The sequence below is a fragment of the Aquisalimonas asiatica genome (assembly GCF_900110585.1).
Taxonomy (GTDB): Bacteria; Pseudomonadota; Gammaproteobacteria; order Nitrococcales; family Aquisalimonadaceae; genus Aquisalimonas; species Aquisalimonas asiatica.
Window position 1 is genome coordinate 1 of the sequence record NZ_FOEG01000007.1, and the last position, 18,778, is coordinate 18,778.

16 protein-coding genes and 2 tRNA genes are annotated in these 18,778 nt (G+C 66.6%); 15 read left to right on the plus strand and 3 right to left on the minus strand.

Annotated features, from left to right (window positions below):
- Positions 1-219 precede the first annotated feature (219 nt).
- Positions 220-294: transfer RNA gene (locus BMZ02_RS13860), tRNA-Val, on the minus strand.
- A gap of 127 nt (positions 295-421) precedes the next feature.
- Between BMZ02_RS13860 and gltX the strand changes: the two genes are divergently transcribed.
- Together gltX and BMZ02_RS13870 are read left to right on the plus strand one after the other, a co-directional pair.
- Positions 422-1,834: a glutamate--tRNA ligase gene (gene gltX / locus BMZ02_RS13865; RefSeq protein ID WP_091644975.1), complete on the plus strand. Its 1,413-nt coding sequence runs from the start codon at positions 422-424 to the stop codon at positions 1,832-1,834.
- A gap of 43 nt (positions 1,835-1,877) precedes the next feature.
- Positions 1,878-1,953 (plus strand) — tRNA-Ala (locus BMZ02_RS13870).
- Between the two features lie 79 nt (positions 1,954-2,032).
- Here the strand turns inward: BMZ02_RS13870 and phbB are convergent.
- The gene (gene phbB / locus BMZ02_RS13875; RefSeq protein ID WP_091644977.1) at positions 2,033-2,755 is read right to left on the minus strand and encodes an acetoacetyl-CoA reductase; all 723 of its coding nucleotides are present in this window, start codon (positions 2,753-2,755) and stop codon (positions 2,033-2,035) included.
- Positions 2,756-2,934: 179 nt separating this feature from the next.
- Positions 2,935-3,405 carry a redox-sensitive transcriptional activator SoxR gene (gene soxR / locus BMZ02_RS13880; RefSeq protein WP_091644979.1) on the minus strand — a complete coding sequence of 157 codons (471 nt, stop codon included), beginning with the start codon at positions 3,403-3,405 and terminating at the stop codon, positions 2,935-2,937.
- Positions 3,406-3,666: 261 nt separating this feature from the next.
- Here soxR and BMZ02_RS13885 point away from each other — a divergent pair, with 261 nt between their 5' ends.
- From BMZ02_RS13885 to BMZ02_RS13945, 13 genes are all read left to right on the plus strand, one after another.
- Positions 3,667-4,236, plus strand: coding sequence for a hypothetical protein (locus tag BMZ02_RS13885; protein ID WP_091644980.1), 570 nt, complete (start codon positions 3,667-3,669; stop codon positions 4,234-4,236).
- 41 nt (positions 4,237-4,277) lie between these two features.
- On the plus strand, positions 4,278-4,787 hold the full coding sequence (gene tssJ, locus BMZ02_RS13890; protein ID WP_171909931.1) for a type VI secretion system lipoprotein TssJ: 510 nt from the start codon (positions 4,278-4,280) through the stop codon (positions 4,785-4,787).
- On the plus strand, positions 4,787-6,139 hold the full coding sequence (gene tssK / locus BMZ02_RS13895; protein ID WP_091644984.1) for a type VI secretion system baseplate subunit TssK: 1,353 nt from the start codon (positions 4,787-4,789) through the stop codon (positions 6,137-6,139). The genes tssJ and tssK overlap by 1 nt, the downstream gene beginning before the upstream one ends.
- Positions 6,140-6,156: 17 nt before the next feature.
- A complete protein-coding gene (gene icmH, locus BMZ02_RS13900; protein WP_091644986.1) occupies positions 6,157-6,876 on the plus strand; it encodes a type IVB secretion system protein IcmH/DotU in 720 nt (239 codons plus the stop codon).
- A gap of 16 nt (positions 6,877-6,892) precedes the next feature.
- Entirely contained in the window at positions 6,893-10,441 is a 3,549-nt protein-coding gene (gene tssM, locus BMZ02_RS13905; protein ID WP_091644988.1) for a type VI secretion system membrane subunit TssM, read from the plus strand.
- A 45-nt stretch (positions 10,442-10,486) separates the two neighbouring features.
- Positions 10,487-11,470 carry a type VI secretion system-associated protein TagF gene (gene tagF / locus BMZ02_RS13910; protein WP_171909932.1) on the plus strand — a complete coding sequence of 328 codons (984 nt, stop codon included), beginning with the start codon at positions 10,487-10,489 and terminating at the stop codon, positions 11,468-11,470.
- A complete protein-coding gene (locus tag BMZ02_RS13915) occupies positions 11,467-12,942 on the plus strand; it encodes a TssA family type VI secretion system protein (RefSeq protein WP_091644991.1) in 1,476 nt (491 codons plus the stop codon). The genes tagF and BMZ02_RS13915 overlap by 4 nt, the downstream gene beginning before the upstream one ends.
- Before the next feature lie 58 nt (positions 12,943-13,000).
- Positions 13,001-13,510 carry a type VI secretion system contractile sheath small subunit gene (gene tssB / locus BMZ02_RS13920; RefSeq protein WP_091644993.1) on the plus strand — a complete coding sequence of 170 codons (510 nt, stop codon included), beginning with the start codon at positions 13,001-13,003 and terminating at the stop codon, positions 13,508-13,510.
- Between the two features lie 14 nt (positions 13,511-13,524).
- Positions 13,525-15,045 carry a type VI secretion system contractile sheath large subunit gene (gene tssC, locus BMZ02_RS13925; RefSeq protein WP_091644996.1) on the plus strand — a complete coding sequence of 507 codons (1,521 nt, stop codon included), beginning with the start codon at positions 13,525-13,527 and terminating at the stop codon, positions 15,043-15,045.
- A 106-nt stretch (positions 15,046-15,151) separates the two neighbouring features.
- Positions 15,152-15,637, plus strand: a complete 486-nt coding sequence (locus tag BMZ02_RS13930; RefSeq protein ID WP_091644998.1) for an Hcp family type VI secretion system effector — start codon at positions 15,152-15,154, stop codon at positions 15,635-15,637.
- Positions 15,638-15,690: 53 nt separating this feature from the next.
- Positions 15,691-16,137: a type VI secretion system baseplate subunit TssE gene (gene tssE / locus BMZ02_RS13935; protein WP_091645000.1), complete on the plus strand. Its 447-nt coding sequence runs from the start codon at positions 15,691-15,693 to the stop codon at positions 16,135-16,137.
- Positions 16,115-17,818 carry a type VI secretion system baseplate subunit TssF gene (locus tag BMZ02_RS13940; protein ID WP_091645002.1) on the plus strand — a complete coding sequence of 568 codons (1,704 nt, stop codon included), beginning with the start codon at positions 16,115-16,117 and terminating at the stop codon, positions 17,816-17,818. Before tssE ends, BMZ02_RS13940 begins: the two co-directional genes overlap by 23 nt.
- A complete protein-coding gene (locus BMZ02_RS13945; RefSeq protein WP_171909933.1) occupies positions 17,803-18,768 on the plus strand; it encodes a type VI secretion system baseplate subunit TssG in 966 nt (321 codons plus the stop codon). The genes BMZ02_RS13940 and BMZ02_RS13945 overlap by 16 nt, the downstream gene beginning before the upstream one ends.
- Positions 18,769-18,778 lie beyond the last annotated feature (10 nt).

Below are 18,778 nucleotides of genomic sequence, written 5' to 3' on the forward strand. Positions count from 1 at the left end.
GTATACCAATTGGTTTCGACGGACGGAGTGCGCTGAAGAGGAGGTCCGCCGCTGGATATGCAAAGGTCCAGGGAGAACGCGATGGGGCGGCGTGAGGCCGGGGAGAGCCGATTTGGATCTCAGGCAACACCAAACGTAAAAAACCTCCCTCGCGGTCCTTTACAGGATCGCCACGGGGAGGTTTTCAGTCAGCGACAACGTCGTGTCGTTGATGTTGTTTGGTGGGCGCGGCTGGGATTGAACCAGCGACCCCTGCCGTGTGAAGGCAGTGCTCTCCCGCTGAGCTACGCGCCCGATCGAAGTTGCAAAATTCTAGGTGCAAGCTCGGGAGCTGTCAACGCTGGCGGTGCCTCCGGGAGGTGAGCTTTGCTACCATACGCGGCCTCAACTTACAGGTGACGGCGTATAAGGACCCGGTCGCATGACGCTGAAGACTCGTTTTGCCCCAAGCCCCACGGGCTATCTGCACATCGGTGGTGCGCGCACCGCGTTGTTCTCGTGGCTCTATGCCCGCAAACACGGCGGCAGCTTCGTGTTGCGTGTGGAGGACACCGACCAGGAGCGCTCCACCCAGGAGTCGGTCAACGCGATTCTCGAAGGCATGACCTGGCTCGGCCTTGAGTACGACGAAGGGCCGTTCTACCAGACCCAGCGGTTCGATCGGTACCGGGAAGTGATCCAGCAGTTGCTGGACGAGGGCAAGGCGTACAAGTGCTACTGCTCGAAGGAGCGGCTTGATGCCCTGCGCGAGGAGCAGCAGAAGCGCAAGGAGAAGCCGCGCTACGACGGCAAGTGCCGTGATCTGCAGGAGCCGCCCGCACCTGATGCGCCCTACGTTATCCGCTTCCGTAACCCCCAGGAGGGCGCGGTGGTGGTGGACGACCGCGTGCATGGCCGGGTCGCGTTCAACAACAGCGAGCTGGATGATCTCATCATTGCCCGCACGGATGGCTCGCCCACCTATAACCTCACCGTGGTGGTGGACGACATGGACATGGGCATCACCCATGTCATCCGCGGTGACGACCACCTGAACAACACGCCGCGCCAGGTGAACATCCTCCAGGCGCTGGGGGTGGAGCCGCCAGTCTATGCGCACGTGCCCATGATCCTCGGTGAAGACGGCAAACGGCTGTCGAAGCGGCACGGTGCGGTGGGGGTCATGAACTACCGCGATCAGGGTTATATGCCCGAGGCTGTTCTCAACTACCTGGTGCGCCTGGGCTGGTCCCATGGTGACCAGGAGGTGTTCTCGCTGGACGAGATGGTGCAGCTGTTCGACATCGATTCCCTGAACGCCAAGGCGTCCGCGCTGAACGTCTCCAAGCTGGACTGGCTGAACCAGCACTACATGAAGACGCTGGATCCCGCCCATGTGGCGCGGCACCTGAGCTGGCACATGGGTCAGCTCGGGATCGATCCGTCTGACGGGCCATCGCTGGAGGCGGTGGTGGTGTCCCAGCGGGAGCGGGCCAAGACGCTGGACGAGATGGCGCGCAACAGCGCGTTCTTCTATCGCATGCCCGAGGCCTACGACGAGAAGGCTGCGAGGAAGAACCTCAAGGCGGAGACGCGGCCGGCGCTGGCTGCGCTCCGGGAGGCTCTGGCGGCCGTGTCGGAGTGGGAGCGGGGCACGTTGCACGAGACGGTGCAGTATGTCGCGGAACGGTTGGAGCTGAAGCTCGGCAAAGTGGCCCAGCCCCTGCGCGTGGCGCTGTCCGGCGGGCCGGTGTCCCCGCCCATCGACGAGACGCTGGAGCTCCTCGGGCGGGATGTCAGCCTTGCGCGAATCGACGCGGCGCTGGCGTTCATCGACGCAGGGGAGAGCGTTTGACAAGGCGGGATCGGCTGCCTATCATACGCATCCTCGAAACATCGGGGCCATAGCTCAGCTGGGAGAGCGCCTGCATGGCATGCAGGAGGTCGGCGGTTCGATCCCGCCTGGCTCCACCAAACATCTTAAGCAGTGACGCGCATGGATGCGCGATCTGCTATTTCCCGTAAGCCTCCACGATCCGCTCAGCGCCTTCGCTCAGGTCATGTACTGTCCGCCGTTGACGGTCAGGGTGGTGCCTGTTGTGAATGCCGCCTCGTCGCTGACCAGATAACGCACCGCCTGGGCGATCTCCTCAGCGTGACCCAGACGGCCCACCGGGATCTGCGCGACGATCTTGTCCAGCACGTCCTCGGGGACGGCAGACACCATGTCGGTGGCGATATATCCCGGCGCAATTGCGTTGACGGTAATTCCCTTGCGGGCGTTTTCCTGTGCCACGGAGCGCGTGAAACCGAGGAGGCCGGCCTTGGCCGCGGCATAGTTGGCCTGGCCGATCTGGCCTTTCTGGCCGTTGATGGACGCAATCTGCACGATGCGCCCGAAGCCGCGCTCCCGCATTCCCTCGATTGTCACCCGGACCATGTTGAACACGGATGTCAGGTTGGTCTGGATCACGGCGTTCCACTGTTCCGGGTCCATGCGGTGCAGCGTCGCATCCCTGGTGATGCCTGCGTTGTTGACCAGGATCTCGACGGGGCCCAGTGTCTCGGTGACCTGCTGTACCCCGGCCCGGCACGCCTCGAAATCCCCGACGTCCCACTTGAACGTGGCGATGCCGGTCTCCTGCCTGAATGCGGCGGCGGCGTCATCGTTGCCCTGATACGTGACGCCGACGCGGTACCCTGCCGTGGCAAGCCCCGTTGCGATCGCCGCGCCGATCCCCCGTGTGCCGCCTGTAATCAACGCCGTTCGAGCCATGGCCGTCACTCCTCGCTGATGAGTAATACTCCGTGGAGGCCGTTGCCGCGGGCAGCGAATACGCCTGACGGAACGGCTGGGGAAGTATAGATGCCACGTGGCCTGTATGGAGGGGAGGGCGGGTTATGCCGGGGCTCGGCATGATCTGCCCTGTCGCTGTCGCCGGATGGATACGGTTCTCAGTCGGCCTGGTCGAACAACCGCGCCCCGGGGCCGCCTTCGGCAGCGATATCGCCCGGGTTGCGCAGGGGGCAGCTCTCCAGCGAGAGGCAGCCACAGCCGATGCAGCCGTCCAGGTCGTCACGCAGTTTGATCAGCTTGTCGATGCGCTCGTTCAGATTGGCGCGCCAGCGGTCCGAGAGGCGCTGCCAGTCGGCGGCGGTGGGCGAGCGGCCGTCGGGCAGCGCCGCCAGCGCCTCGGCGATCTCCGACAGGGGGATGCCGATGCGCTGCGCCGCCTTGATCACGGCCACCCGCCGAAGGACGCTCCGCGGGAAGCGCCGTTGTCCACCGCTGTTTCGCCAGCTCGAGATGAGCCCCTTGGTCTCGTAGAAATGCAGGGCGGAGACGGCCACGCCGCTGCGCCGCGCGACCTCGCCGACGCTCAGTACGTCCTTGTTTCGCCCGTGAGCCGTGTTCCCGGTTGGCATGCTGTCGTCTCCGTGGAGTGGTCCCCGGGTATTGATCCCATCACGGGGTTTTCCTGAAGTAAAGTTGAGGTGTCGGCGGGTTCATTCCGGCGACGTCTGATAGCGACACGAAGGGTTGCAAAGCGCTCGGTAAAGCAGGCAAGATTTACTCGGCTCGATCGGGAGCAGGTGGATTTCCCGAAGCGCTGGAAGCGCAGTGAGCCCCGCTGCAGGACGTGGCGGACAAGGGATGGTGCAGCCAATCAAGGGAGTGGCCTGGCGATGGAACAGGTGCGCATGGATGCTGGGGCGAGCAAGTCGCCCGTTGGCGACGTTGAGCGTGAGCTGGCAACCGGCCTCGCGCAACTCGTACACAGCAAGAAGCAGTTTGCCGAGGAATTCGGGCTGCCGCTTCGGCAGGTCTTTGCCGAATGCCCGGAACTCCTCGACGTTACCTCCCCTGAAGAAACCTTTCACCATTGGCTGGTTACGTGCCCCGACGGGGCCGAGCGCCTGCGCGCCTTCCTGCGGCTGCTTGCGCGGGACCACGCCGCCATGGTCATGGCCCTGGACGACGCCAGCGAGGCGGTCGTGCACGGGCGTCTGCCCGCGGCGGCCGGGCGGTGGTCCGTTGGCAGGCGTCTGAAGAGCCGCTGGCGTGGTCTCCTGGCCTGGCTCCGCCGTCCCGCGAAGGCGCGGCAGATGCTGGAAGTCGCCGTGCCGGCCTTCACCTGGTCCTATCTCCGGCACCGTCCCGCTGCGGCGACACTTGCAACCGCGCCGCCGTGCACCTCGCAGCCTGGTCCGGCGACCCCGAACACTTCGCATACGGACGGTGCACGGCAATCATGAAACCGCTTTCGCTCCAACGCGCATCCCTGACGGCTGTTCTGATGTCACTGCTGGTCGCGCTCGCTGGCTGTGCCCCGCGGGTGGACCTCTCCATGGCGGCAGCGCCGGAGATCAACCCGGCGCCTTCGGGCGATCCACTGTCCGTGGTCGTGCGGCTTTACCAGCTTGATGACAAGGAGCCTTTCCTGGAAGCGGATTTCGACGATCTGCTCGCCGGCGACGAGGACGCGCTCGGTGATTCCATGGTCGAGCGGGAAGAGTACGTGATGCGTCCCGATGAACTGAAAGACGTGACCGTGGAGATGAACGAGGACGCCACGCACGTCGCCGTGGCGGTGCTCTATCGCCGCCCGGACAACGACCGTTGGCGGATGATCGAACCGTTGCCCGAGGGTGTCTTCGGTCTACGGGGCTCTGCGGCGTTGCGGCTGGGCCTCTCGGGCAACGCGCTACTGGAAGGGGACGAAGCGGACGCGGTGCACCTGCGTTTCGTGGAGAGCAACGGCCACGAACAGCGCGTCCAGTCGCGCGGGCGTGGAGGGAGACGGTGATGGAGCGCAGGGCGGAGAGGCCCGTCTGGGCCGAGGGAGTGCTGCTGGGACAGCAGCATTTCCAGGCGTGGGACCGGTACAACGAGGCGGCCCAGGTGCTGCGCGCCTCGGCGGTGTCGCCGCACCTGTGGGGGGTGTTGAGCCTCCGTATCGACTCCGATGCCCTGGCACTGGGCACGTGCCGTCTGACAGGCTGCGAGGCCATTCTGCCTGATGGGCGCCTGATTGTGCTGGATGAGGGCGCCGATGGCGCGGTGGAGGTGGATCTCACCGGGCTCCCGGCCAGCGGCGGCGCTGTTCATCTGGTGATGCCTGCAAACGACCAGGCCGAGGATCTGCCCGGGTATGCGTCCGGTGGCAAAGGTGCGGCGTGGCGGCCCCGGTTCGTGGAGATGGCGGACGCCCACGACAGCGAGCGCAGCCGTGAGGTGATGCTTGGCAGCCCCAATCTGAGCCTGCGCGCCGGGGAGCCCCCGGAGACCGGCGCGGTGAGTCTGAAGATCGCCGAGGTGGAGCGCCTGGACGACACCGCCTTCCGTCTCTCGTCGCGGTTCATCCCCACGGTCTGTCGTATCGGTGCGGCGCCCGCCCTCACGGACCTCGTCGAGCGCAATCTCGAGCGCGTCTCGGCACGGGTGTCCATGTTGCGTCGTCAGCAAGCCTCGCTGGGGCGCGGTCAGGAGTTCGGACCCAGTGAAGTTGCCGGTTTCCTGCTGATGCAGACCCTGGAGCCGGCCGCGGTGGCGTTGCGGTCCTTGCGGGCGAACCCGGGTAGCCACCCGTGGCAGGCTTACGACGTGCTGGCGCGTCTGGTGGCGGGGCTACGCATCTTCTCCCAGGCGGATGACGACACCGCGCCCCACGATCCGCCCGTCTATGACCATGGCGACCTGCAGTCGGTCATGCAGGCGCTGGATCACGCCGTGGATGACCTGATCGGCACGGCCCTGCCGCAGCATCTGGCGTCGATTCAGCTCGTGCGGGAGTCCGAGTCCATTCTCCAGGTTGAAGGGGTGGAGTCCCGGCTGCTTGACGAGCAGACGCTCTTCCTCGCCGTGCGGTTCGACGCTGCCACCTCCATGACCTGGGTCGACGATCTGCCGAGACAGGTCAAGATCGGCGCGCGGGAGGAGCTTGAGCGCATTGTCGCCTCGGCACTGCCCGGCGTTCAGCTCATCCACGTTCAGCGGCCGCCCAACCGGCTTCCGGTGAAGACCGGCTACGAGTATTTCCGTCTGGACAAGTCCGGCGAGTTCTGGGGGCGGGCCAGGGAGGCCGGTTCCCTCGCACTCTACATGCCTGCGGCGTTTCGTGACGCGCGGGTGGAGATGGTGGCGGTTCACGAAGGTTAGACCACGGAGGGTGATCCATGAATCAGCAGGACCGTGAGTCGGTCAATCCGCTGCTCGACGCGGCCAGTGACGTGTTCGCCATCGTGGCTCCGTTGCGGACGCGGCCGGATCGTGCCGGGCCGTTCGACGAGTTCCGCGCAGCCGTGGTCGAGGCGCTCCAGGGGCTTGACCGTTGTGGCCTGGAAAACCGGCTTGCGCTTGCCGCTGTGGAATCCGCGCGCTTCGCCGTGGTCGCTTACGTGGATGAGGCGGTCATCGCCTCGGAGTGGGACGGGCGGTCGGAATGGATGGCCAACCCCCTGCAGCTTGAGCTGTTCGGTGAGCAGACGGCCGGACAGAAGTTCTTTGACCGGCTGGACGAACTGCGCCGGGAACCCGAGCGCAACATCGATCTCATCGAGGTCTACTGCGTCTGTCTGCAGCTTGGCTTCGAGGGGGCGTACGCCTTTCAGGAGCCCGAGCGGTTGATGGTGTTGCAGATGGATCTGCACTCCCAGATCGAGGATGTTCGCGGACAGCCGGATCCGCGCCTCTCACCGGATCGCCTCACACTCACCCAGAAGGTCGGCCGGGCGGGGGCGAGAGTGCCCTACTGGGCCATCGCCGTGGCGACCGTCGCCGCGGTCGGTCTGAGCCATCTCTACTACCTGAGCGTCACGTCCAGTGATGTCGAGGCGGCGGCGCGGGATATTCGCGAAACGCATGTTGAGCTGTTCGGGCGCGGGGAGGACGGCTGAGCGCCGGTGAAACGTCATGGCATGGATCGCACGCAATCTTAAGAAGTTTCTCCTCTCGGCGGTCGGCAGCGTGTTGATCGCGCTCGTGCTCGCGGGCCTGCTCCTGTGGTTCGGCCTTCCCTATGCTGGATATCCCGGGCTGATGGAGCGCGCCGTGATCGTGGCTGTCGTTCTGTCGGCCGGTGCAGCCATTGCCGGGGTGGTGGCTCTCGTCAGGCGCCGCCGCGGGCGGCGCATGGTCGATGCAATGGGCGAGCAGGCGCCGTCCCAGCAGGAAGCGGACATCGCGCTGCTGTCCCAGCAGGTCGACGAGCGCGTCGAGGCACTGAAATCCAGCCGTCTCGGTAGCACCGGCTGGGCGAAAGGCCTCTATACACTGCCGTGGTATCTGGTCATCGGCCCGCCTGCGGCGGGCAAGAGCACGCTGATTCGTGAATCCGGCCTGCATTTTCCCTACGACGACCAGGAAGCGCTGCGTCAACGGGGCTTTGGTGGCACCCGGAATTGTGACTGGTGGCTGTCCGACCAGGCGATCTTTCTCGATACGGCAGGGCGCTATACCACCGAGCCGGACGATCGCGCCGAGTGGATCGCCTTTCTTGAGCTGCTGCGCCAGCACCGCCCGCGAAAGCCCATCAACGGGGTGTTGCTCACGCTCTCACTGCCCGACCTGCTGACGGCTGACGCCGAAGGGATCCGGCGGCATGCGAACATCATGCGGGATCGACTGGACGAGCTGACCCAGTCGCTGCGGGTGCGGTTCCCCGTCTATCTCGTTCTGACCCAGGCGGACCGCATCGAGGGCTTCGAGCCGTTCTTCGAAGATCTCTCGGAGGATGAGCGCGCCCAGGCCTGGGGTGTGTCCCTCTCCCATGCCGCAGGGGAGAGCGGCGATCGCCAGTCCGCGGTTGGCACCGTTCTCGGCGCCCTGCACAGGCGGTTGTGCGCGCTGCGCCTGCGCAAGGTGTCCATGCAGCGGAGCCTGGCGCGCCGCATCGATACCTTCGGATTCCCCGCCCAGTTCCGCTCCGCCAGCAATCCGCTCGGCGAGCTGCTGGATTTGCTGGTGCGTGAGGATCCGTATCGCGAAGTCCCGCACTTCGAGGGGGTGTATCTCACCAGCGGCACCCAGGGAGGCGCGCCGTTGCGCCGCATCCACGGGCGGCTGCAGTCGTCATTCGTGGAGGACACCGACGAGCCGGTCGAGCCCGCGGGCGGGAGCACCCGTGCCTATTTCATCAAGGGGCTGCTCACTGACGCCGTGCTGCCCCTGGCCAACCTGGTGCGCCCCGATCGTCGCCGTCTACTGACCCAGCGCAGCCTCAAGGGCGCCACCCTGTGCGCCTGCGGCGCCCTGGTTGCCGGCGCCATCGGCCTGTATACCGTCGCCGCGGAGCGGGACGCCGCCATGGCGGAAAGAGGCCTCGAGCGGGTCGAGGACGCGCGCGAGGTACTTCGGGATGATCAGGCCAGTGAACGCCATACCATGGAGGCGCTGGACGGCCTGCATGATCACTGGTCGGAACTGCGGACGTTGCGGGATGACCCGCGCTGGCGGGACCGGCTGCGCGCCGGCACGCTTGACCGGCAGCTGGCCGCGCTGGAGCCGTTCATGCAGCGGCTGGTGATCGATGTCATTCTCGATGACGCGGCCACCGAGCTGGTCGCCGGCATCGGCCGCCTCAACGACCGGTGGGACACCCTCGACGAGAGTGGCCGGGAAGCGGTTCGCGAGCGTTACCGGGATACGCTGGCGGCCTACCTGATGCTGTCCTCCGAGCCTGAGCGGCTTGATCCGGACCTGGCCGGCCCGCGCCTGGCGGCTTACTGGGCGGCCAGCCGGGACTTCGACCTGGGGCGTTCGCAGCTGCGGGCACTGGAGGACAGCCTCATTCTGGCTCTCTCCGGCGGGTTGCCCAATGGTGCCGTAAGTGATGGCTGGATGACCGCCGACGAGGGCCTGGTCGACAGCGCCCGCCGCGACCTGGCGGTGCGCTCCCGTGCAGGTGATCTTTACTACCGCATTCTCGGCGAGGCGGGGAACCGGCACGATCCTGTCGGTCTGTCGGAACTGGTTGATGGCCGCAGCCGCGAGTTCTGGGATACCGACGAGCAGGTATCCGGTGCGTTCGCCGGTAACGTCTGGGATGACTTCTTCGAAGAGCGCATCGAAGCGCTTCTGAGTGGTCAGGCCGAGCGCGACTGGGTGACGGCCCGTGACGAGGCCGGCGAGATGAGCCGCGCCCGGCGTGAGGAGATCCGCGAGTCCATCGAAGCGCTATACGTCGAGGACTTTGTCAGCGCCTGGCTGCACTTCATCGAGAGTGTCGAGCCGGGTGGGTTCGGCTCGCTGCGTGACGTGGCCTCCCGGCTGGACCGCTTGTCACGTGACGATGGCCCCCTGGCAGCGCTTTACGAGGGCATCCACGATCATGTCGCCAGCCATGGCCCCTCCGGCCTGGCGGAAGTCTCCGCCGACGCGGCGGGTATGGAAGCGTCCGGCCGGTTCCGGCATGACAGGCGCGGTATGGAGTTGCTGGGTCTGCTGCGCGAGAACGAGGATCACGGCATGCCGGAGGCGCTGAGCAGCTATGCGCCCGCCCTGGAATCCCTGCAGGAAGAGATCGAGGTCCTGTCCGTGGCTTCGGACCCGGGTGAGGACAGCGCCGAGTACGCGGCAGACGTCATCGCGGGTGACGGTGCCGGCCTCGGGGTGTATGACGCCTACCGTGAAACCGGCCGGATTCTCGGTGACGTCTCCCACGACGTGCGCGTGGCGATGCAGCCGGCGCTGGTCATGCCGTTGGAGAACACCTGGCAGCGCGTGTTGGCGGAATCGCGGAGCCATCTCGAAGACCGGTGGCAGCAGCAGGTGGTTGTGCGTTACCGCAGCGACCTGCAGAACCGCTTTCCGTTGAGCCGTGAAGGCTCGGATGTTGCCACCGGTGACTTCGAATCCTTCTTCCGGCCCGATGACGGCGTGCTCTGGGAGTTTGTCGAGGATGAACTGGATGCTTTCGTCCGCCGGAGCGGGGGAGCCTGGCAGGGCCGCACGTGGCTCGGGCAGGGGCTGGGTTTCTCGCCGCGTTTCCTCGAAACCCTGAGCATGGCTGAGGACATCACCGACACGCTGTTCGGCGACGAGCCGCACCTGAACCTCGCCTTCACCGTGCTGGCAAACTCCAACCCGGACCTCACGGACATGCGCCTTCACGCCAATGGTGACCAGTTGCGGTATCGCAACGAGCCGGAATCGTGGCACGCGTTCGAGTGGCCGGGAAATGGCGACCACCGTGGTGCCCGGCTTGCCGTGGTGTCCGGGATCACCGGGGAATCGGCGGAGCTGCGATTCAGAGGTAACTGGGCATTGTTCCGGCTGCTCGCGGAGGCGGACAGCCTGGAACGGGAGAGCGGTTCCGAGTTCGTCGGGCAGTGGGAGCTGCACGGCGACAACGCCGTCGAGCACCGGCCGTTCGAGCTGGAAATCCGCACGGAGCGGCGTAGCCCGGTTCTGCATTGGGGCGACCTGTCGCGCTTTGACCTTCCGGGGAACATGACACGTTAAGGCCCCGGGACGGGCCGCTTGATGGGCAAGGGAGTGCAGCACGGAATGATTCCATTCAGCCATGGATCGGCGAACGGCCCGCAGGGCGTGACCACGGGCTTCTTCGGGAAACTGCCGTCGCACGGCGACTTCGTTCGCTGGAACGTGGTCGGCGATGCCGTGACGACCGTCGAGCGCTGGGTCGAGCAGGGGTTCCGCTCCGCGGCCGCCGCCGGTGGCGGCGCGTCCCTCGCCCATTGCCAGCCCGTGTGCTTTCTCATGTCACCCCGTGACACCGGTGAGAGCGTCCTCGGCGTGCTCAGGGCCGGGGTGGATCGGACCGGGCGGGAATACCCGTTCGTGGCGTTCCGCGTTGTCCCCGGGCAAGGCTCGGGGTACCTGCCGTCCGAGATTCTCGGTGCCCAGCTGGCGTTCTTTGCAGGTCTGACCAGCGTGGCTGCGGCACCCATGGGAACGCTCACCGCCGACGCCGTGCGCCGGGAGCTGGTGGCGCTGGAGCCGGGGGCGCGGCCGTCGCGTGGTAACTGGCGGGGTGCGCTTGCAGAGCGCCCGCTTGCGGATGTCAGCGCGGCCCTGGGTGGCGCCGGGGCCGCCAATGGCGGGCAGGCGCTGGCCCGTGACCTGCATCGACGGATCGAGTCCCTGCGCGACCCGGCCTCGGTCCGCCGACGCGGTGGCCTGGCGTTGCCGGCGACGGCTGCCGGCGCCGAGACCGGCGCCCTGTTCTGGGCCCGCGCCATCGAAACGGTCTGCGGTGAGGAGCGGTGTCCGCCGCTGAGTCTGACGTGGCCGTTATCGTTGCATCTGCCCGCCGACGGCGTTGCCATCGCGGCGTTCGTGGGGCTGCCGCCAACCGCCCACATGGCGCACCTGATCGCCCCGCGCCGCCCCGGGGTGACACCGCCGTTGATGCCTCTCGAGACACTGCTGCCTGACGACGTCTCCCCGGAACGCGTCGCTTCCCTGAGAGCGCCCCAGACCCTGTCCGGACTGCTCGACTCCCTGCAGGGCGCAAGGAGTGCATCGTGACGGAGGCGCGTGACGAGACGGATACCCTGCAGGCGCGGGTTCTGGCGCCGCTGCCGGACCACGACCCCGGTGCGGCCGGCGACGATCCGAAGCACGGTGTCCGGTTCGCCGGCCTCAAAGAGGAGGTGCAGAAACTCAGCGGCAACGACTTCGAGCGCGTGAGTGAACTTGCCACCGAAGTGTTGACCCAGGAGGGCAAGGACCTGCGCGTCCTTGGGTATCTGTGTCTCGCGGAGCTGCACCAGCGGGGGCTTGCCGGGCTGCGCGATAGCCTGGATACCGTCCGCGCAGCGGTGAATCAGTACTGGGAGTCGATTCACCCGCAACGGCTCCAGGGGCGGGTGTCGGCCCTGGAGTGGCTGGCCAACGATCGCATGGTGGCATTCCTCGACCTTGCCGGTGACCGGGACGACAAGGACACCCTGGAAGGGGTGCAGCACGCACTGGACGCGCTGGGTGAGGCACTTGCAGAGCGGCTGGACGCACCACCGTCGTTCAGGCCGCTGCGCGACTGGCTGGAAGCGCGTCTCGCGACCAGCCGGGCTGCCGAGAACCGGCAGCGGGCGGCGCAGAAGGAGAAGCAGGACGAGGCGGCGAAGCCCGCCTCCGAACGGGATCTCAGCCGCCAGCTCAGAAGCGCCCTGGATTACCTGCGCAAGGAAGGCGAGTGGCGCCGCATGGTCGGCCTGGCGCGGGCCTGGAAGTGGGCGGGGCTGGATACGCTGGCCGCCGAAGGCGGTGTCACCCAGATTCAGTCGCCGCGGCCGCAGGCGCTGGATGCCATCCGCGTGAAGCTCGACGAGGGCGCCTGGGACGATGCCTTCATCGCCTGCGAGAACGCGTTTCTCGAGCCGGGCGGGCACCTCGCCATGGGCATTCAGGCGTGGGCCGATCAGGCCGCCGTTGAAATGGGCCGGCCTGACATCGCCCGCGCCATCCGTGCCGCCACCGCCGACCTGCTGAGCCGCTTGCCGGATCTGCCCCAGCTGCGTTTCGCCGACGAGCAGCCCATGGTGCCGCCGGATATCGCCAAGTGGCTTGCGGGGGTGCGGGGTGGTGACACCAGTGACGGCGACGAGCCGGATCTTGCCCAGCGCCTCGGTCACGCGCGCACGGCGGTGCGCACCGAGGGGCTCGGCGCCGCCATGCGTCTGCTCGATGCCGTTGCATGTCGCAGTGATCGCGAGCGCGCGGCGCTCGCCCTGGGCCGGGCCAAGGTGTGCGTGGACGCCGGGCGCAGCGACCTCGCACTGCCGCTGCTGGATGAGCTGGACAGGGACATGGAGCAGCGGGGGATCGCCAGGTGGGACCCCGAGTTCGCGCTGGACGTGTGGCGAACCATGCAACTGGCCCTGCGGCACCCACCCAAGGGTGGTGCCGCCATGGGGCGTGAAGAGATCAGGCAGCGGATGGCTGCGCTCAAGGCCAGGGTAGCGCTGACTGACGTGGAGGCGGCAGCCGGGTTCCAGTAGCCGGCATGCCTGTTTGCGGGGTTAACCGAGGACAGTACACCCGAAAGGAGTAGTAACGATGGGAAGCTATCAACACGAAGTGCCGAAATCCCGCGTCAACATCACCCTTGATGTGGACACCGGCGGGGCGAAGAAGACGCTGGAGCTGCCGCTGAAGATGCTGGTGCTGGGCGACTACAGCAACGGCAAGGGTGAGGGCCGCATTCTGGAGCGCGAGCGGATCTCCATTGACAAGAACAACCTCGACTCGGTGCTGGGCACGCTGTCGCCCCGGGTCGAGGCCACCGTGGAGAACACGCTCAAGAAGGACGGCTCCGACATCAAGGTGGACCTCACCTTCGACAGCTACAAGGCGTTCAGCCCCGAAGAGGTGGCGCGCCAGATTCCGCAGGTGAACAACATGCTGGCCATGCGCAATCTGCTCAAGGATCTCAAGTCCAATGTGCTGGACAACGCCCGGTTCCGGCGTGAGCTCGAGCGCATTGTCCAGAACCAGCCGGAGCTTGAGCAGGTCATGGGCGAGCTCAAGGAAGCGGCTCCCCTCAATACCGACACCGCCAGCGAGTGAGCAGGAGAAACACCATGTCGACGCAGGAGCAAACGGCCGCCGCGGCGGCGGAGACCACCACCGAGCCCATGGGCAGCTACAGCCGCCTGTGCGAGCTTGCGGAGATCCAGCCCGTCAACGGCGACCTGGATATTGGCACATTCCAGGACTCCACCGTGATGGCGGACATCCCCTTCGAGGACCGGCTGACAGCGGCGCTGCAGGTTTTCCTGGAGCTCACCAGCGAAAGCGGCGAGTCCGTGGAGCGCATCGACAAGACGCTGCTCGATGAGTACATCGCCCGCATCGATGCCGCAGTCAGCGAACAGCTCGATGCCGTGTTCCATCACCCGGAGTTCCAGAAGGTGGAGTCCGACTGGCGCAGCCTGCGCTTCCTGGTGGAGCGCAGCGACCCCAAGGCGAACATCAAGCTCGAGCTGCTGGATGTCAGTAAGGAGGATCTGGCCGAGGAGCTGGAAGATGTCACCGACATTACGCAGTCCGGCCTGTACCAGCACGTCTACGTGCAGGAGTACGACACGCCCGGTGGCGAGCCCATGTCCGCCATGGTCTCCAACTACGAGTTCGACTGTTCGGCACCCGACATCACGCTGCTGACCGAGATCTCGCGGATCGCCGCGGCGGCGCACTGCCCGTTCATCGGCGCTGCCGGGCGGCAGTTCTTCGGCAAGGAGTCGGTGGACGATGTCTTCAAGATCCCCGACATCTCCAGCTACCTGGACAAGGCCGAGTACACCCGCTGGCGGGGCTTTCGCGACACCGAAGACTCCCGCTACGTGGGCCTGACCATGCCCCGGTTCCTGCTGCGTCTGCCTTACGGCGAGAGCAACCCGGTGCGCTCGTTCGACTACGAGGAGAACGTCACCGGCGAGCACCACGAGAAGTACCTGTGGGGCAATGCCAGTTTCGCCTTCGCCTCGAACATGGCGCGGTCGTTCAAGGAGTACGGCTGGACGGTGAACATCCGTGGCCCGGAGGCAGGCGGCAGGCTCGAGCAGATGCCGATCCACGTCTACGACGTCGGTCGCGGTTCCCAGGTCAAGACGCCCACCGAGGTGCTGATCTCCGAGAACAAGGAGCTGGAGTTCGCCAACGAGGGGTTTATCCCGCTGAGCTACTACAAGAACAGCGACTACGCCTGCTTCTTCTCCGCGAACTCCACCCAGCGGCCGCAGCAGTACTCGACCGCGGTAGCCACCGCCAATGCCCGCATCAACGCGCGCCTGCCCTACATCTTTCTCGTGTCCCGGCTGGCGCACTACCTCAAGGTGCTGCAGCGGGAGAACATCGGGTCGGCCAAGAGCCGCCAGGATCTCGAGAACGAGCTCAACGAATGGGTGCAGGGGCTGGTCACCAAGATGCAGAACCCGGACCCGGATCTGGTGGCCTCCAGGCCGTTGCGTGAGGGGGTGGTGCAGGTGGAAGAGATCCCCGAGAACCCCGGTTACTACCGGGTGAGCATGTCGGTGATGCCCCATTTCCAGATCGAAGGGATCGATCTCAAGCTGTCGCTGGTGTCGCAGCTGCCAACATAAAGGCACGCCCGTGCGTGCCGAGGGATTCGCAGCCAGGGGCTGTGGATAGCAGGGCGCAAGCCCGATTCAACGTTTCGGTGAACTCAAGGAAAAGGAGAGAAGGACCATGGCGATTCCGGCCTACATGTGGCTTAAGGACGACCAGGGCAATGAGATCGAAGGATCGGTAAGCATTGCCGACCGGGAAGGCAGCATCGAAGTCCTCGGCTTCGAGCACGAGCTGCGTATTCCCACGGACAGCGACAACGGTGCGTTGACCGGAACCCGCAAGCACGAGCCGTTCGTCTTCACCAAGTCGTTCGACAGTGCCTCGCCTTATCTCTACAAGGCGTGCAGCAAGGGGCAGACGCTGGAGGAGCTGACACTGAGCTGGTATCAGATCGACGAGACCGGCAACGAGAAGGAGTACTTCCGGCATACGCTCAACGACGTGAAGGTCACGTCGGTCAAGCCGGTCATGCACAACGTCAAGGAAACGGACAAGGAACGCTTCCCTCACATGGAAGAGGTGGCGATCCGCTATGGCCGGATTACCTGGGCGTACGTGGACGGCAACATCGAGTTCTCCGACTCCTGGACCGAGGGACGGTAGGAACTTGGCAGGGGCGGGCGCCGCCCGCCCCTGCATCTGCACGAGGGGGCGTGATGAAGGCCGGTATTCTGGATGTTCTGCTGGGCCGTTTTGATGACGGGACAGTGGTCGACGCGCGAGCGGTGACGTCCCCGCACGCGCAGCTCGCCAGCGTCCGCGGTCACATCCGGCGGCTGATCAGCGCACGGCAGGGCAGCCTCGTGCACATGCCCGAATACGGCGCGCCGGGGTTGCCGGCCGTCTACAGCGATATCCCATACGCATCCGCCGCACTGGGCGAGGACGTCCGCCGTCTGGTGACGACTCACGAGCCGCGGGTGCGTGACGTTGCGGTGACCGTCGAGCCCGGCTGCCCGGAGCGCGGCTTCGTGGTGAGCCTGCGTATCGGTGCGTCGCTGCGTTCCGGAGAGCCGTTGTCACTCGCCATCGGGTTGCGCGAGAGCGGCGAGCCCGCGGTACTGGACGAGGAGACCCCTGATGGACATGAAGCGGGAGTTTGATCTGGAGATGCAGCGCCTCGCCGAATCGGGACGGGCATTCGCCCACGCCAACCCCGAGCAGGCGCGCATGCTCAACCTCGACGAGGTTCACGACCGCGACCCGTACGTGGAGCGGTTGCTGGAGGGGGTGGCCTACCTGACCGCTGGCGTCAGGCACGAGATCGACGCCTCGCTGACCGACTTTCACGATCAGTTGCTGGCCTGTGCCGCACCCGAGCTGGCGGAGCCGTTCGCCAGTACCACCGTGCTCGAGTTCCGCGTGCACGACGGCGAGCAGGGTGTCGTGACCTTGCCGGCGGGCGCGCGGGCAGAGTCACAGCCCGTGGGTGATACCCGTGTGCGTGTCCCCTTTGCGACCCTTTTCGATACCGTTGTGCGGCCACTGCGTGTGGGCGGTGCCGTGTGGGTGGATACGGGCGAGGGGCGTAGCGAGCTGCGCTTCAGTCTGCACGCTGACGGCGTAGAGACGCTGCCTTCCCTGGACGCGCTCGATCTGTTCATCGATGCCGAGCCGGCCCTGGCCCATGCGCTGCGCTACGCGCTCACCGGCCGTGTCAGCACCGTGGAAGCGCGTCTCCGTGACGAGGCGCCCTGGCACCGGGTGGGTGGCGCCGAGGCCGTTGCGCCGTGCTACCCGGCGCGGCGCGCGGAGCGGGTCAACGGTACCATCCCCGGCAGCCCGGCCCTGGAGCGGTTGCAGCACTTCTTCATGGCGAGGGAGACCCTGCACTGCATCCGTTTGACGGGTCTCGACACGCTGCACCCTGATGACGACTGTGACCGGATCGATGTGCGCGTGCGCGTGGAGACCACACCCCCGGCGTCCGCCGAGGGGCGCGAGCGCCTGGTTCGTTGCAACTGCGTGCCGGCGGTGAATCTGGTGCGCGGTGACTCCGACCCGCTCCGTCTTGATCACAGGACGGCGGAGTGCATGGTGAAATCCGGTGCCGATGGTGTCGATGCCCGCGTGGTCCATCAGGTCATTGCCGCCGTGGGGCGGTCCGTGGACCGCCGCGTTGTCGCGCCATTCGTCCCGCTCTGGGAGTGGGATTTCGCGCCTGGCAAGCAGCGTCTGTTCCGCACCAAACGGCGGGACACGGGCACCGGAACGCCCGCGCTGAGTGTCGTGCTTGAGGACGATGGCGCCGCCGGACTGGAGACCGTCTCCACCGACATTCTCTACTCCCACGGCGCAATTCCCCGCCTTCACCTGAGCAAGGGCGATGTGAGCCAGCCGGCCCCCGATCTGCCGGACGGCATCGGCGTGACCAGCCTGCGTCGCCCCACGCCGTATCGTGCGCCGCCGGCGCGTGATCCGGCGTTCCAGGCGCTGACGGCACTGGCCAGGACCGATCTGGAGGGGTTGGCGGCCGGCCCCGCGATACGCGCGCTGCTGGCCGGCCTCGACCGTACCGAGGGGGCCGACGCCCGTGCGCGGGTTGAGGCCGTCACGGATGTGACCTGCAGCGCGACAGGGCGGCTGCGCCGCGGTGTCCTGGAACAGGGGCTGGAGATCCGGGTGTCGGTGGACGAGCGGCGGCTGCTCAACGTCGGCGAGGCGGCCTTGCTGGGTGAGCTCTTGCACGGGCTGTTCCAGGAATGGGCCCCCGTGGATCGTTACGTGACAACGCGGGTCGCCGTGGAGCCCCGCGGCGAGGAGACGGTGTGGACGACGCAGTAGGGCACACGGGGATTCCCGCCGTGCGGGATCTGTTGCAGTCGGGGCATGCCTTCAGCCTGCGACAGGCAGTGCTTCTGCTGGAGCGGGCCGGGCTGCGCCCGGTCGGGGAAGGCGGAGTGGGTGGTTATGTCATTCGACCCTCTGCCGACCTCAGTTTCCCCGCGGGTGAGATCCGCCGCTGCACCCTGGACGCCCAGGGCCGGATGGTGATCGAAACCGACCTGTTCGCGCTGCACGGCAGTAATTCGCCGCTACCCCATTACTGGATCGACGCCGCGGCATCGGAGGCGGACGACGAGGGCGGCCAGCGGGTGCGCCACTTTCTGGACTGGATCAATGGCCGTGTCCACGCTGCCCTTGCCGCAGGCTGGCGTGCCACGGACGGTCATCCCGCGCATGCGGGCTGGGCCCGCGCGTTCGCCACGCTGGCCGGCGGCACGGGGGGGCGGGCCAGGAGCGGCGGCGGGCTGGACCTGTTCCAGGGCCGGCGGCCGACGTGTGCGGGCGTGCGTGGGCTGGTTCAACGCATTACCGGTCACGTCCGCGTCGAGGTGGAGGATCGCCAGCCGGTCCGGTTCCGATTGCCACAGGGCCCGCAGGCTCTGGGCGGCACCGGTGGACCGGTTCTGGGCGAGGACCTCTGCCTGGGCCGCACGCTGGCCGTAGGCAGCGGCAGAATGCGGGTGCGCATCGGCCCCACTGACGAAGCCGCCGCCGTCAGGCTCGGGCCTGGCAGCGAACGTGGCGGGGTACTGCGGCACTGGCTGGGCGACTACCTGGGTGGGAGCCACCGTGTGGATGTGGACGTCGTGGTCCGCCGGGGGCGGCGTCGTCCATGGCCACTGGGCAGTGAAGCCAGGTCACTGGGTGTGTCCACGTGGCTGGGTGACCACGCCCCCCGGGAAACCGCTGTACGAATGACCCACGTCGGTGGCAACACCCCGGCGTAAACACGAGAGT

What these genes read in the sequence shown, in the direction of transcription:
- gltX (WP_091644975.1), top strand. Translation starts at nt 422, where the DNA reads ATGACGCTGAAGACTCGTTTTGCCCCAAGCCCCACGGGCTATCTGCAC.
- phbB (WP_091644977.1), bottom strand. Translation starts at nt 2,755, where the DNA reads ATGGCTCGAACGGCGTTGATTACAGGCGGCACACGGGGGATCGGCGCG.
- soxR (WP_091644979.1), bottom strand. Translation starts at nt 3,405, where the DNA reads ATGCCAACCGGGAACACGGCTCACGGGCGAAACAAGGACGTACTGAGC.
- BMZ02_RS13885 (WP_091644980.1), top strand. Translation starts at nt 3,667, where the DNA reads ATGGAACAGGTGCGCATGGATGCTGGGGCGAGCAAGTCGCCCGTTGGC.
- tssJ (WP_171909931.1), top strand. Translation starts at nt 4,278, where the DNA reads ATGTCACTGCTGGTCGCGCTCGCTGGCTGTGCCCCGCGGGTGGACCTC.
- tssK (WP_091644984.1), top strand. Translation starts at nt 4,787, where the DNA reads ATGGAGCGCAGGGCGGAGAGGCCCGTCTGGGCCGAGGGAGTGCTGCTG.
- icmH (WP_091644986.1), top strand. Translation starts at nt 6,157, where the DNA reads ATGAATCAGCAGGACCGTGAGTCGGTCAATCCGCTGCTCGACGCGGCC.
- tssM (WP_091644988.1), top strand. Translation starts at nt 6,893, where the DNA reads ATGGCATGGATCGCACGCAATCTTAAGAAGTTTCTCCTCTCGGCGGTC.
- tagF (WP_171909932.1), top strand. Translation starts at nt 10,487, where the DNA reads ATGATTCCATTCAGCCATGGATCGGCGAACGGCCCGCAGGGCGTGACC.
- tssB (WP_091644993.1), top strand. Translation starts at nt 13,001, where the DNA reads ATGGGAAGCTATCAACACGAAGTGCCGAAATCCCGCGTCAACATCACC.
- tssC (WP_091644996.1), top strand. Translation starts at nt 13,525, where the DNA reads ATGTCGACGCAGGAGCAAACGGCCGCCGCGGCGGCGGAGACCACCACC.
- BMZ02_RS13930 (WP_091644998.1), top strand. Translation starts at nt 15,152, where the DNA reads ATGGCGATTCCGGCCTACATGTGGCTTAAGGACGACCAGGGCAATGAG.
- tssE (WP_091645000.1), top strand. Translation starts at nt 15,691, where the DNA reads ATGAAGGCCGGTATTCTGGATGTTCTGCTGGGCCGTTTTGATGACGGG.
- BMZ02_RS13940 (WP_091645002.1), top strand. Translation starts at nt 16,115, where the DNA reads ATGGACATGAAGCGGGAGTTTGATCTGGAGATGCAGCGCCTCGCCGAA.